The following is a 12,905-nucleotide window of genomic DNA, read 5'->3' as shown; positions in this document are numbered from 1 at the left end:
CCGCCGATACGCTGCCGATGATCGTCCTCGTACGGTGCGCAATCCCCGTACGGCGAAGGTGAATTGTCTCCGCGTTGCCGTATCCCGTATTCCCGTATCCCGTGTGTGACTCTTGGGGTTCCGTGTGCCGAAGCTGTCCGTCATCGTGCCGTTCCACAATGTCGGGATCTATGCCCCCGACACCATGCGTAGCCTCGCGAGGAACGCGGACCCGGATTTCGAGTTCCTGCTGATCGACGACTGCTCCACGGACGACACGCCGTACGTTCTCGACCGCTGGAAGGACCGGATCCCGAATGCCACCGTGATCCGCCACGAGACCAATCTGGGTGTGGCGCAGGCCCGTAACACCGGCCTCGACGCGGCGACCGGCGACCATGTCACCTTCCTCGACGGCGACGACTGGTACGCCCCCGGTCATCTGCGCGCCATGGTCCGCGGCATGGAGGCGCTGGGCTGCGACTTCGCCCGCACCGACCATGTCCAGTCGACCGGCAGGTCGCGCAGCGTCCGCTACGCCCCGGCCAAGCGGCGGGACGCGGTGATGGACCCGCGCGAGGGAATCGCCCCGGCGAACATGATCACGATGGTGGACTATCCGTTCGTCCCGTTCGGCATCTACGCCGGTCATCTCTTCCGCGACGGCGCCTCCCGTTTCGAGACGAAGCTGCGCACCGCCGAGGACCGGCTCTGGATCTGGCGTCTCCATCTGAAAGCGACGTCCTATGCGGCGCTCAGTATCCACGGAGTCTTCTACCGCCGCGGTGTCACCACGTCCCTGACCCAGATCACCGACAACCGCCAACTGGACTTCATTCCGTCGTACGACCTGCTGCTCGAAGAAGTCTCCGCCGACGCCGAGGCCGACCGCTTTCTCCCGAAAGCCGTCCGCACCTACTGCGCCATGATCGCCTTTCATATGGGAAAGGCCGACCAGTACGAGCCCGCGGTGACCAAGCGCCTCCGGCACGATGTGTCGGACGCCCTGCGCCGCATGCCGCAACGGGTGCTCGACGAGACCCTGGCGACGATGGACACCGCACGCGCCACGCTGCTCGGCGCCCTGCGCGCCACCGGAAGGACCGCCTGACCCATGGAACCGCGCACCCGCCAGCCCGTGCAGATCTTCCAGGTGTCGACGTTGTACGGAGCCGCCACCGTGGCCGCCGCCCTCGACGCCGGCCTGTTCGGCGCCCGCGAGGACGCCCGCAGGCTCCTGCTGGTCTCCAACAACGCCGAGATCCCGGAGACCGCCCTGCGGCTCGAGGAGATGACCGGCTACGACCGGATCGCCGCCCGCTTCGACTCCACGATCGACTGGAACGACGCCATCCGCCCGCACCACCCCGGCACCTGGGCACCCCGCCCGGAGGAGGCGCCGCTGTGGCAGCGGGTGTTCCGCACGGCCTGGGACCTGGGCGACCGACCCGTCGAACTCGTCGTCGAATCCATCCAGGTCAACCCGGCCAAGGCGCTCGCCGCCGTCTTCGCCGAGAGCTCCGTCGAGGTCTACGCGGACGGTCTGATGAGCTACGGCCCGACCCGCGACGAGCTGCCGCAGTCGATCGGCTGCCGCGTCCGGCGCCTGCTCCATCTCGACCTCGTGCCCGGCCTGCGGCCGCTGCTGCTCGCCGAGACCGGCGTCGAGCCCGAACTGGTGCCGGACGACGCCTTCCGCAAGGTGCTCACCGAGATCGCCGAAGCCGCCGACGGCGACCGGCTGGTGGTGGAGGCGGTCGCGGCCGCCCCGACCGCCCTGCTGCTCGGCCAGTACCTCGCCGTCCTCGGCATCCTCACCGCCGACGAGGAGGAGGAGCTGCACGTCCGCATGGTGCGCGGCGCCGCGGCGGCCGGGCACCGCTCGGTGGTCTTCAAACCGCACCCGACCGCCCCCGCCCGCTACTCCCTGGCCCTGCGGGAGGCTGCCGAGGCCGAGGGGGTGCGGCTCACCGTCCTCGACGGTCCGCTGCTCGCCGAGACCTTCTACGAACGCTGCCGGCCCCGGCTCGTCGTCGGCTGCTTCTCCACGGCGATGCTCACCGCCGCCGTGTACTACGGCGTCCCCATCGCCCGCGTGGGCACCGGGACGATCCTGGAGCGGCTCACCCCGTACGAGAACAGCAACCGGGTGCCGCTGACCGTCGTGGACCACCTCGTGCCCGACCTGGAGACCGGCGCCGCCCCCGCCGTACCCGGGCCGACCCCCGAGACGCTCGCCCCGCTCGTCAGGGCCGTGGGGTACTGCATGCAGCCGAAGCTCCACCCCGGGCTGCGGGAGGAGACCGCCGCGCTGCTCGCCGACCACAGGGGCGAGGAGAGCACCGCCCGCTACTTCGACCGGGAGCGGCTCGGCCTGCTGGGACTGCCCGGCGGCGAGGTGCCGCGGGCCGCCTCCCGGCTCCGCCGCGGCCTGGTGCGGAGCCGGGGTTGACCGCCGGGGGCGAGGCAGCCGGGACACTCCTGGAGGGGGTTCTCAGCCGCTCGGCGCCGAGTGCACGATGGTGAAGACGGCGCCCTCCGGGTCCGCCACCAGGGCGAGGCGGCCCATGGCGTCGTCCCACGGCGGTCGCAGAAGGCGCCCGCCCAGCTCGGTGACCAGCACGGCGGCCGCGTCGGCGTCGCCGACCTCGAAGTACGTCATCCAGTGCGCGCCCCGGTCGCGGGGGAGGCCGGTGCCGACGCCGTGCAGCGAGGCGACCGGGCGTCCGTCCAGACGGAGGGTCAGGAAGTCGAAGTCGGCGGAGACGACCGGCTCGACGTCGTAGCGGAAGACCGTCCGGTAGAACTTGCCGACCGTCGACGTCTCGTACGTCAGAAGCTCGTTCCAGACCGGGGTGCCGTGCGTGCCGGCGGCCGCCGCGCCGTGGTGCCGCTCGGCCTGCCAGACCCCGAAGACGGCGCCCGAGGGGTCCGAGCAGATCGCCATCCGGCCCGCCTCGCCCGCGTCGAGCGGGCCGACCGCGACCGTGCCGCCGCAGCAGCGGATGGTCTCCGCCGTCTCGTCGGCGTCGTCCGTCGCCAGATAGGTGGTCCAGGCGACCGGCAGATGCCGGTCGGGAGGCAGCTGGCCGATGCCCGCCACCTCCCTGCCGTCGAGCAGCGCACGCACGTACGGGCCGAGCTGCTGCGGGCCGGGAACGAACTCCCAGCCGAAGAGGGCGTTGTAGAACTCCTGCGTCGCGTCAAGCCCGTGCACCATCAAGCTCACCCAACAGGGTGTACCGGGTGTACGCCGAGTCGCCTCCGTCATCGTCACTCTCTCCTCGGACCATCGTCGTGGCCGTACGGGGGGACAAGGCGTACGCACGAGGTCGTACGGGGCCGTGGGGGCCCGGGTACAGGGCCGTAGCCGTTCCGTACCCGGCGGTCCTCCGCCGTACTCGCGTCATGTTCGCGCGCCCCGTGCCGATGCTCGCACCACCGGGCGCGCCGTGCGTCGCGGCCGCGCCGCGTTTGGCGCGAACCCGAAGGAGGTTGCCCGGTTCGTCGCTTCCTTTTCCGCCGCCGTCCATCCACCCGTCCGCCGATCACCCCTGCCCCGGCGTGGGCTGCGCGAGGATGGCACCCATGAAGCCCATCATCTCCGCGAGCGAACTCCTGAGCGAGTCGGTCGGACCCCGCCCTCCTGTCCTCCTCGACGTCCGCTGGCAACTGGGCGGCCCGCCCGGGCTGCCGGAGTACGAGGCCGGGCACATCCCCGGCGCGGTTTATGTCGACCTGGACACGGAACTCGCGGGCCCGCCCGGCGCGGGCGGCCGGCATCCGCTGCCGGACATGGCGGTCTTCGGCGCGGCGATGCGCCGGGCCGGCGTCTCGGCGGACACCCCGGTCGTCGTCTACGACGGCGGTCTCGGCTGGGGTGCGGCCCGGGCCTGGTGGCTGCTGCGCTGGACCGGCCACACGGACGTCCGGGTGCTGGACGGCGGGCTCGCAGCGTGGACGGGGGAGCTGTCGAAGGAGACCCCCCGGCCGCGGCCGGGCGACTTCACGCCGAAGCCGGGCGCGCGCGGGCTGCTCGACGCGGACGGCGCGGCGGCGCTGGCCCGCTCGGGGCTGCTGCTCGACGCGCGGGCGGCCGAGCGCTACCGGGGTGACGTGGAGCCGATCGACCCGGTGGGCGGACACATCCCCGGGGCGGTCTCGGCCCCGACGACGGAGAACGTGGACGAGGACGGCCGCTTCCTCGCGGCGGAGGCGCTGGCCGCCCGCTTCTCGGCCCTCGGCGCCGCCGAGGGCACCGACGTCGCGGTCTACTGCGGCTCGGGCGTCTCCGGCGCCCACGAGGTCCTCGCCCTGGAGATCGCGGGCATCCCGGCGGCGCTGTACGCGGGCTCCTGGTCGGAGTGGTCGGCCGACCCCGGCCGCCCGGTGGCAAAGGGCCCGGACCCGCGGTAGGACCGACCCCTGACGCCCTTGCCAAGACGGGGCCGACGAGCGCCGCACACACGGAAGGCCCCCGCCGATCTCGGCGGGGGCCTTCCGCACAACAGCCGTCGTCCTGCGACCGTGGTCAGTCCTGCTTCTTCCGGCGCGTGCCGAAGACGATCTCGTCCCAGCTCGGCACCGCCGCCCGCCGGCCCGGACGGACGCCGTCCGCCTCGGCCTGGCGGTCCGTCGTGCCCGTGAGGCGGTCGCGGTGCCCCGAGACCGCGCGCGGCATCAGGACGTCGGCGTAGGCCGACCCCGCGCCCGCCGAGGCGGCCGGGGCCGGGGGCTCCTCCGCCTCGGGTTCCTCGGCGGTCTCCGGGTCCGCGGGCTCCGGCACGACCATGTCGCCCCGGAAGTTCGGCACCGCCTCCAGGAGGCTCGTCAGGGAGTCCCGCTCCTCCTCCGGCTCCGGGCCGGGCAGCGCGGCGGCGGGCCGCTCGGGCTGGCGGTCCAACTGACGGTCCAGGGCGCGGTCCAGCGGCCTGTCCCGCGGCAGCCGGGCGATGCGCGGCACGAACGGGAAGCTCGGCTCGGGCGCGGCGGCGATGGTGTCGTCGGTCTCGCCGATCAGCGCGCGTGCCTCGTCGTCGACCGCCTGGACGAGCCGCCTGGGCGGGTCGTACGTCCAACTGGCGGTGTGCACCTCGCCCGCCACGCGGTAGACGAGCAGCACCTCCCACGTGCCGTCGTCACGGCGCCAGGAGTCCCACTGCACGGTGTCCTTCTCGGCGCCGCGCAGCAGCAGTCGCTCCTGCACCGCCTCGCCGAGCTGCGGTCCGGTGTTCTCGCCGGGCCGGCGCACGGGCGTCTTGCGGGCCCGCTCCGCCATGAACGCCCGCTCCGCGAGCACCGGTCCCTCGAAGCGCCGTACGCGGTCGACCGGAATCCCGGCGAGCTGGGCGACTTCCTCGGCCGACGCACCGGCACGTATCCGCGCCTGGATGTCCCGGGGGCGGAGGTGGCTCTCCACCTCGATCTCGATCTGACCGAGCCGCGCCCGGTCGTTGCGCACGGCGGCGCGCAGCCGCTCGTCGATCGGAAGCGTGTACTCCGTGCTGTCAGCAGCCTTCAGCACCAGTCGTGTGCCGTCGTTGGAGACGGCCACGACACGCAGTTCGGGCATGGGGACCTCCCGGGTGGTGCCTGCCGACGTCACGTGCGTCGCTGCTTCCGCTAGTCGAGTGTGGCCTGCCCGGGTGCAGCCTGCCACAACCTTGCCGAGTTGCCCGGCGTGTCGGGCATGGACCCTGGAACGCCGTTATGGCACGGTTACCTCTTTACAACTCAGAGTGACCAGCGGTCACGCTGTGTTGCGGGTCCCCGTGCGGTGCCACGACGCCGCCGGTTCGAGTGCCGCCTTCGGCTCCCTCCCGTTGACCCCGAGCGCCCATGCGGGAGCCCGGACCCAGGGCTCGCCACAGTACTCCATTCGGGCCACCTGGGTGGACCGGCGCGCCGCCCAACTTCTCCGGCGGTACGGGAGTTGAGTGTCCGCGGTCACCACCCTCACGTGTCGCTCTTCACAGAATCGCCAGAAACGGAACTAATACCTTCGCCCATTTGTCCCTTCTGGGTGCATGGTTGAACGGATGAGCAGGCGAGGGCCCGGTATGGATCAGGCGAAGGCCGGCAGGGATGCCAGGGACGGCGAGACCGGCAAGGGCGGCGGGGGCGGCAGGGAAGGCACAGGGAAGCGGCTCGATCTGAGCGTGGCTCAGGTCTCGGGCAGCGCCATCGCGGCGGTCGTGGCGGCCAAACTCGCCTCCACCCTCGGTGTGTACGGCACGATCCTGGGCGCCGGTGTGATCAGTGTCATCGCGACCTGCGGCGGTTCGGTCTTCCAGCACCTCTTCAAGCGGACGGGTGAACAGATACGGGTGGTCGCCGTCCAGGCCGAGCCGGTGAAGGCGTCGCCCCGGTCCGCCCGCCGCGCCGCGCCCGATCGCACCCGGGCCCTCCCGGCCGCCGGTGAGCCCGCCGCACCGCCGTACGACGGGGAGTTCGGCGTACCGACGACCCACGGCACCCGCGTCCGGGGCTGGAAGCGCTCCGCCGTCGCCGCCGGGCTCGTCTTCCTCGTCTCCATGGGCGGTATCACCGGCTACGAACTGATCTCCGATCAGGACTTCAGCGGCACCCGGGGAACGACCACCTTCGGCTCGGTGGTCGGGCGCGGGGCGGAGGACTCCTCCCCGGGCACCCCGTCCACCGACCGGACGCCCGGTGGGGAGTCCGGTACGGAGCAGCGGCGGAACCAGGAGCCCGAGCAGGGCCAGGACCCCGAACAGGGCGGCGGTGGCGCCCCGTCCCCGGAGACCGGGCGGAGCACCCTGGACCCCGACCCGACCCCCTCGGAGCCGACCGGCGGCGATCCGGCACCGGCACCGACCCCGACGCCCGCACCGTCCACGACGACGCCCACCCCGGCCCCGACGGGGAGCCCGTCCGACGGCGCCCCCGTCCGGGACGCCCCGTCGGCGCCGACGGCCGGGTGAAGGTCCGTCAGTCGCCCAGGACCCGCCGCAGATAGTCGTTGGCGAACAGCCGGTCAGGGTCCAGCCGGTCACGCAGCGCCGTGAACTCGGCGAAGCGCGGGTAGACCTCGGAGAGGTACGCCGCGTCCCGGGTGTGCACCTTGCCCCAGTGGGGCCGGCCGCCGTGCGCCGTCATGATGCGCTCCACCGCGGTGAAGTACCCGCGGTGGGGCGTTCCCTTGTAGAGGTGGGCCGCGATGTACACCGTCTCCCGGTCCGAGGCGGTGGAGAGCGCGATGTCGTCGGCGGGAGCCGTCCGTACCTCCACCGGGAAGCTCACCTTGAGCGGGGAGCGTTCGACCATCGCCTTCAGCTCGCGCAGCGCCGCGATCCCCGCCTCGCGCGGCAAGGCGTACTCCATCTCCAGGAAGCGCACCCGGCGCGGGGAGGTGAAGACCTTGTACGGGATGTCGGTGTACGTACGGGCCGACAGGGCGCGGCTGGCGACCTTGGCGAGCGAGGGGATGACCGGCGGCACCGCGCGGCCCAGCGCGCACGCCAGCTGGAACACGCCGTTGGAGAGGAGCTCGTCCTCGATCCAGCCGCTGACCGCTCCGGGCGGGGCGATCGGGCCCGCGCTGCGGTTGTTGCGCTTGACGCTGCAGTTGTCGGTGTGCGGGAACCAGTAGAACTCGAAGTGCTCGTTCTCCGCGTGCAGCGCGTCGAACTCCGAGGTCACCTTGTCGAAGGTCATCGGCTCCTCGCGCGCGGTGAGCAGGAAGACCGGCTCCACGGCGAAGGTGATCGCGGTGATCACGCCGAGCGCGCCGAGCCCGACCCGGGCGGCGGCGAAGACCTCCGGGTTCTCCTTCTCGGAACAGGTCATCAGCCGTCCGTCGGCCGTCACCAGTTCAAGCTCCCGGATCTGCGCGGCGATCGAGGCGGAGTCGCGGCCCGTGCCGTGCGTACCGGTGGACGTCGCCCCGGCCACCGTCTGCTCCATGATGTCGCCCATGTTCGTGAGCGACAGGCCCTCCCGGGCCAGCGCCACGTTCAGCCGCTTGAGCGGAGTGCCCGACTCCACGGTGACCGTCATCGCCTCGCGGTCGATCCGCCGGATCCCGGCCAGGAGATGCGGGCGCACGAGGAGGCCGTCCGTCGCGGCGATCGAGGTGAAGGAGTGGCCGGTGCCGACCGTCTTCACCCGCAGGCCGTCCTCGGCCGCCTCGCGGATCGCCTCGGCGAGCTCCTCGGCCGAGGCGGGGCTCACCTCCCGTACGGGACGGGAGGTGACGTTCCCCGCCCAGTTACGCCACGGGCCGTTCGCCGTCCCGGTGCTCCCCGACCGCTGTGACCGTCCTGTCGCCGTCCTGTCCACGCTGCCCCTCCCCAGTCGGCACCGGCCTGCGCAGCCGGCGGTACCCCAGGAGCCCCACCACGACCGCGAGCGCGCCCGAGACCACGGGCACCACGTACGCCGCCTCCGCTCCCGACGCGTCGACCACCCAGCCGGCGGCCGAGGAGCCGAGCGCCACACCGATCGCGAGCCCGGTACCGGTCCAGGTCATGCCCTCGGTCAGCTTGGTGCGCGGTACGTGCGCTTCGACGAGGGCCATGGTGGTCACCATCGTCGGCGCGATGGACAGGCCCGCGACAAAGAGCGCCACGGCCAGCAACGGCAGGTTCCCGGCCAGTAGGAGGGGGATCATACTCACGGCCATCGCGCAGACGCCCAGCAGCCACCTGCGGGACGGCTCGCCCTTGAGGTGGAGCAGCCCGAAGACCGCGCCCGCCAGGCAGGAACCGAGCGCGTAGACGGCGAGGACGAGACTGGCGGCGGCCTTGTGGCCCTGCTCCTCGGCGAAGGCCACGGTCACCACGTCGACCGAACCGAAGACGGCTCCGGTGGCGACGAACGCGAGGGCGAGCACCTGCAGGCCGGGGGAGCGGAGCGCGGAGCCGCCGCTGTGCTCCTCGCGGGGGTGCGGCCGGGGCTCGGTGGCGCGCTGCGAGGTCAGCCAGAAGACGCCGATGGCCAGGAAGACGGCGGCGAACATCGGGCCGGCCTCCGGGAACCAGACGGTCGACAGGCCGATGGAGACGATGGGGCCGAAGATGAAGCACACCTCGTCGACGATCGACTCCCACGAGTACGCGGTGTGCAGTTCGCGCGCCGAGCCGCGGTAGATCTGCGCCCAGCGTGCCCGGGTCATGGCGCCGACGCTCGGCACACAGCCGATGACGGCCGTGAAGACGAACAGGGTCCAGTCGGGGGCGTCCTGCTGCACACAGAGCAGGAGCCCGGCGGCCGCCACCAGGGACACGACCGTCACCGGGCGCAGGACCCGGCGCTGGCCGTGGCGGTCGACCATCCGGGAGACCTGGGGCCCCAGCACCGCCGCGGACATCGCCAGCGTCGCCGAGAGCGCGCCGGCCAAGCCGTACCTGCCGGTGACCTGGGAGATCATCGTGACGATGCCGATGCCCATCATGGACAGCGGCATACGGCCGAGGAATCCGGCCACCGAGAATGCCTTGGTACCGGGGGCCGCGAAGATCGCGCGGTAGGGACTGGGCAAGTGGTTCTCCGGCATCACTCGGCACATGCCGTCGTCCGGCATGTGTAGTTAACAGCTAAAGCCTACGGTGTTGAAGTGGTGAGCGGTCACCATTTTCGGGACGGGCCGCGCCACCGGCTGTCACCGGCGGGTGGGAGGATCGGTGCCATGTCCGATCAGCACGATCCCGCCCCGTACGACGCCCTCCTGCTGCTCTCCTTCGGCGGCCCCGAGGGCCCGGACGACGTGGTCCCCTTCCTGGAGAACGTGACCCGCGGCCGAGGCATCCCGAAGGAACGGCTGAAGGAGGTGGGGCAGCACTACTTCCTCTTCGGCGGCGTCAGCCCGATCAACGACCAGAACCGCGCCCTGCTCGACGCCCTGCGCGCCGACTTCGGGGGGGCCGGCCTCGACCTGCCGGTCTACTGGGGCAACCGGAACTGGGCGCCGTACCTCACCGACACCCTGCGGGAGATGATCACCGACGGGCGGCGGCACATCGCCGTCCTCGCCACCAGCGCGTACGCCTCGTACTCCGGCTGCCGCCAGTACCGCGAGAACCTCGCCGACGCGCTCGCCACGCTGGAGGCGGAGGGGCTGCCGCTGCCCCGCGTCGACAAGCTCCGGCACTACTTCAACCACCCCGGCTTCATCGGCCCCATGGTCGAGGGCGTGCTCGCCTCCCTGTCCGAGCTGGACGAGTCGGTGCGCGCCGGCGCCCACCTCGCCTTCACCACGCACTCCATCCCGGAATCGGCCGCGGACACCTCCGGCCCCGTCGAGGACCACGGGGACGGCGGAGCCTATGTGAAGCAGCATCTGGACGTGGCCCGGGTGATCGTCGAGGCCGTCCGCGAGGAGACCGGCGTCTCGTACCCCTGGCAGCTCGTCTACCAATCGCGCAGCGGCGCCCCGCACATCCCGTGGCTGGAGCCGGACATCTGCGACCACCTGGAGAAGCTCCACGGCTCCGGCGTCCCGGCCGCCGTGATGGTCCCGATCGGTTTCGTCTCGGACCACATGGAGGTCCTGTACGACCTCGACACCGAAGCCACCGCCAAGGCCGCGGAGCTGGGCCTCCCGGTGCGGCGCTCGGCGACCGTGGGGGCGGACCCGCGGTTCGCCGCGGCCGTGCGGGACCTCGTCCTGGAGCGTGCCGCCCGTGAGCGCGGGGCGCGGGCCGAACGCTGCGCCCTGGGAGCCCTCGGCCCGTCCCACGACATCTGCCCGATCGGCTGCTGCCCCGCCCGGTCCGAGCGGCCGGCGGCGGCCGGTGCCGACAGTCCGTACGCGTAAGGAGCGCCTGTGACCCAGCCCGTGAACCCCCTGCCGACCGGCCCCTCGACGACCGACCCGCTGCTCACCGAGCTGCTCGGCCTCGCCCTGGAGGCCGCACGGCGGGCGGGCGCGCTGCTGCGCGACGGACGGCCGGACGACCTGGCCGTCGCCAGGACCAAGTCCAGCCCGATCGACGTGGTCACCGAGATGGACATCGCCGCCGAGAAGCTGATCACCGGCTTCCTCGGCGAGCACCGCCCGGACGACGGCTTCCTCGGCGAGGAGGGCGCCGCCAGCCCCGGCTCCAGCGGTGTCCGCTGGGTGATCGACCCGCTCGACGGCACCGTGAACTATCTCTACGGGCTGCCGACCTGGGCCGTCTCCATCGCCGCCGAACGGGACGGCGAGACCGTCGTCGGCGTGGTCGAGGCGCCGATGCGCCGCGAGACGTACCGCGCGGTCCTGGGCGGCGGAGCGTACGTCGGCGACCGCCGGCTCGTGTGCCGCCCCGCGGCCCCGCTGGAGCAGTCGCTGATCTCCACCGGCTTCGCCTACGTCCAGACGGTCCGCGCCCACCAGGCCGACGTGGCCCAGCGCCTCATCCCGCGGGTCCGCGACATCCGCCGCGGCGGCTCGGCCGCGATCGACCTCTGCGACGTGGCCGCGGGCCGCCTCGACGCCTACTACGAACGCGGCCTCAACCCCTGGGACCTGGCGGCGGGGGACCTGATCGCCCGCGAGGCGGGCGCCAGGACCGGTGGCCGCCCCGGTGAGCCCCCGACGGGCGAACTCGCGGTGGCGGGCTCCCCGGGCGTCTTCGAGCCCCTCCAGAGCCTCCTGGAGGAGTTCGGCGCCTGGCACGACTAGGTGGGCTGGCTCGGACGCGCAGGGGCCCCGGTGTCATCGACACCGGGGCCCCTGCGCGTCCGTGGGTCAGGCGGTGACGGCGCCGACCTGCACGCCGTGTTCGGCGGCCAGGCGGTGCAGGTCGTCGAGCTCGGCCTGCTCGACGTCCGCGAGGAAGTCGTCGCCCGTCTCGCGTGCCCGTGTGAGGTCGGTCTGCGCGCTCCTTATGCGCTGCAGCAGTCCTGCGGTGAAAGCGTCCATGGTGCGCCCCCTCGTCATGGGTCGGTGGCACGGGGGTGTGCCGAGGGTGGATGGATCACGCTGCTACCTCTGGGGGACAGAGCGGTCAGTGGCGTGCCACATACAGGGCGTGATCGCGGGGTGTGCAGAACGTCCTCCCCAGAGCGTTCCTCACAGAAACCTCAACTGGCCCGTGACTCAGGTGAATTCTTCGCACACCACCCGGCCGCCCTACCGGTGCGCCCCTGCGCGCCCCCACCGGGCCGCCGTCGGCCGGGGCGCCCGGAACCCTCCGCCGAGAGCCGGCCGGACCCTGCCTTACAGCCGGTTTACGCGCGTACCGGGCAGGATGGACACGCACAGTCAGTGCTCAGGAACCGCTCCGTCCCCAGCGAGGGCCGGAGCTCGCGGGAAGGAATTACGACGTGCGCGTACTCGTCGTCGAGGACGAGCAGCTGCTCGCCGATGCTGTGGCCACCGGACTGCGCCGGGAGGCCATGGCCGTCGACGTCGTGTACGACGGTGCCGCCGCCCTGGAGCGCATCGGGGTGAACGACTACGACGTGGTCGTCCTCGACCGCGACCTCCCGCTGGTCCACGGCGACGACGTCTGCCGCAAGATCGTCGAGCTCGGCATGCCCACCCGCGTCCTGATGCTCACCGCGTCCGGTGACGTCAGCGACCGTGTCGAGGGCCTGGAGCTGGGCGCCGACGACTACCTCCCCAAGCCCTTCGCCTTCACCGAGCTCACCGCGCGCGTGCGGGCTCTCGGCCGGCGCACCACCGTGCCGCTGCCGCCCGTCCTGGAGCGCGCCGGCATCAAGCTCGACCCCAACCGCCGTGAGGTATTCCGTGACGGCAAGGAGGTCCAGCTCGCGCCGAAGGAGTTCGCCGTCCTGGAGGTCCTGATGCGCAGCGAGGGCGCGGTCGTCTCGGCCGAGCAGCTCCTGGAGAAGGCCTGGGACGAGAACACCGACCCGTTCACCAACGTCGTACGGGTCACGGTGATGACGCTGCGCCGCAAGCTCGGCGAACCTCCGGTCATCGTCACGGTCCCCGGCTCCGGCTACCGGATCTGACC

At 72.4% G+C, this 12,905-nt stretch carries 12 protein-coding genes; 7 read left to right on the top strand and 5 right to left on the bottom strand.

Going from position 1 to position 12,905, the window contains the following annotated elements; all coding sequences use genetic code 11:
• Positions 1-124: 124 nt before the first annotated feature.
• Both ACIRB4_RS27555 and ACIRB4_RS27550 read left to right on the top strand, forming a co-directional pair.
• Positions 125-1,090, top strand: coding sequence for a glycosyltransferase family 2 protein (locus tag ACIRB4_RS27555; protein WP_403294894.1), 966 nt, complete (start codon positions 125-127; stop codon positions 1,088-1,090).
• Between the two features lie 3 nt (positions 1,091-1,093).
• Positions 1,094-2,431, top strand: a complete 1,338-nt coding sequence (locus ACIRB4_RS27550) for a polysialyltransferase family glycosyltransferase (protein ID WP_403294893.1) — start codon at positions 1,094-1,096, stop codon at positions 2,429-2,431.
• A gap of 42 nt (positions 2,432-2,473) precedes the next feature.
• On the opposite strand, the gene ACIRB4_RS27545 is transcribed toward ACIRB4_RS27550, so the two are convergent.
• Positions 2,474-3,250, bottom strand: a complete 777-nt coding sequence (locus ACIRB4_RS27545; RefSeq protein ID WP_403294892.1) for a VOC family protein — start codon at positions 3,248-3,250, stop codon at positions 2,474-2,476.
• A gap of 317 nt (positions 3,251-3,567) precedes the next feature.
• Between ACIRB4_RS27545 and ACIRB4_RS27540 the strand changes: the two genes are divergently transcribed.
• Complete coding sequence (locus ACIRB4_RS27540) at positions 3,568-4,395, top strand: sulfurtransferase (RefSeq protein WP_403294890.1); 828 nt, start codon at positions 3,568-3,570, stop codon at positions 4,393-4,395.
• 115 nt (positions 4,396-4,510) lie between these two features.
• On the opposite strand, the gene sepH is transcribed toward ACIRB4_RS27540, so the two are convergent.
• A complete protein-coding gene (sepH, locus tag ACIRB4_RS27535; RefSeq protein ID WP_403294889.1) occupies positions 4,511-5,584 on the bottom strand; it encodes a septation protein SepH in 1,074 nt (357 codons plus the stop codon).
• A 433-nt stretch (positions 5,585-6,017) separates the two neighbouring features.
• Here sepH and ACIRB4_RS27530 point away from each other — a divergent pair, with 433 nt between their 5' ends.
• Positions 6,018-6,923, top strand: a complete 906-nt coding sequence (locus ACIRB4_RS27530; protein WP_403294888.1) for a hypothetical protein — start codon at positions 6,018-6,020, stop codon at positions 6,921-6,923.
• Between the two features lie 7 nt (positions 6,924-6,930).
• On the opposite strand, the gene ACIRB4_RS27525 is transcribed toward ACIRB4_RS27530, so the two are convergent.
• Complete coding sequence (locus ACIRB4_RS27525) at positions 6,931-8,280, bottom strand: D-arabinono-1,4-lactone oxidase (RefSeq protein WP_403294887.1); 1,350 nt, start codon at positions 8,278-8,280, stop codon at positions 6,931-6,933.
• Positions 8,210-9,481 (bottom strand): MFS transporter, encoded by a 1,272-nt coding sequence (locus ACIRB4_RS27520; RefSeq protein ID WP_403294886.1) that lies wholly within the window; start codon positions 9,479-9,481, stop codon positions 8,210-8,212. Before ACIRB4_RS27520 ends, ACIRB4_RS27525 begins: the two co-directional genes overlap by 71 nt.
• 147 nt (positions 9,482-9,628) lie before the next feature.
• Here ACIRB4_RS27520 and ACIRB4_RS27515 point away from each other — a divergent pair, with 147 nt between their 5' ends.
• Both ACIRB4_RS27515 and ACIRB4_RS27510 read left to right on the top strand, forming a co-directional pair.
• Entirely contained in the window at positions 9,629-10,756 is a 1,128-nt protein-coding gene (locus tag ACIRB4_RS27515) for a ferrochelatase (protein ID WP_403294885.1), read from the top strand.
• A gap of 9 nt (positions 10,757-10,765) precedes the next feature.
• Positions 10,766-11,605: an inositol monophosphatase family protein gene (locus ACIRB4_RS27510; RefSeq protein WP_403294884.1), complete on the top strand. Its 840-nt coding sequence runs from the start codon at positions 10,766-10,768 to the stop codon at positions 11,603-11,605.
• 66 nt (positions 11,606-11,671) lie between these two features.
• On the opposite strand, the gene ACIRB4_RS27505 is transcribed toward ACIRB4_RS27510, so the two are convergent.
• Entirely contained in the window at positions 11,672-11,845 is a 174-nt protein-coding gene (locus ACIRB4_RS27505; protein ID WP_403294883.1) for a hypothetical protein, read from the bottom strand.
• A 404-nt stretch (positions 11,846-12,249) separates the two neighbouring features.
• Here ACIRB4_RS27505 and ACIRB4_RS27500 point away from each other — a divergent pair, with 404 nt between their 5' ends.
• On the top strand, positions 12,250-12,903 hold the full coding sequence (locus ACIRB4_RS27500; RefSeq protein ID WP_132914883.1) for a response regulator transcription factor: 654 nt from the start codon (positions 12,250-12,252) through the stop codon (positions 12,901-12,903).
• Positions 12,904-12,905 lie beyond the last annotated feature (2 nt).

Source organism: Streptomyces sp. NPDC093600 (genome assembly GCF_044764755.1).
GTDB lineage: Bacteria > Actinomycetota > Actinomycetes > Streptomycetales > Streptomycetaceae > Streptomyces.
Note: the sequence above shows the minus strand (reverse complement) of the source record. Positions and strands in the feature narration are given on the sequence as shown.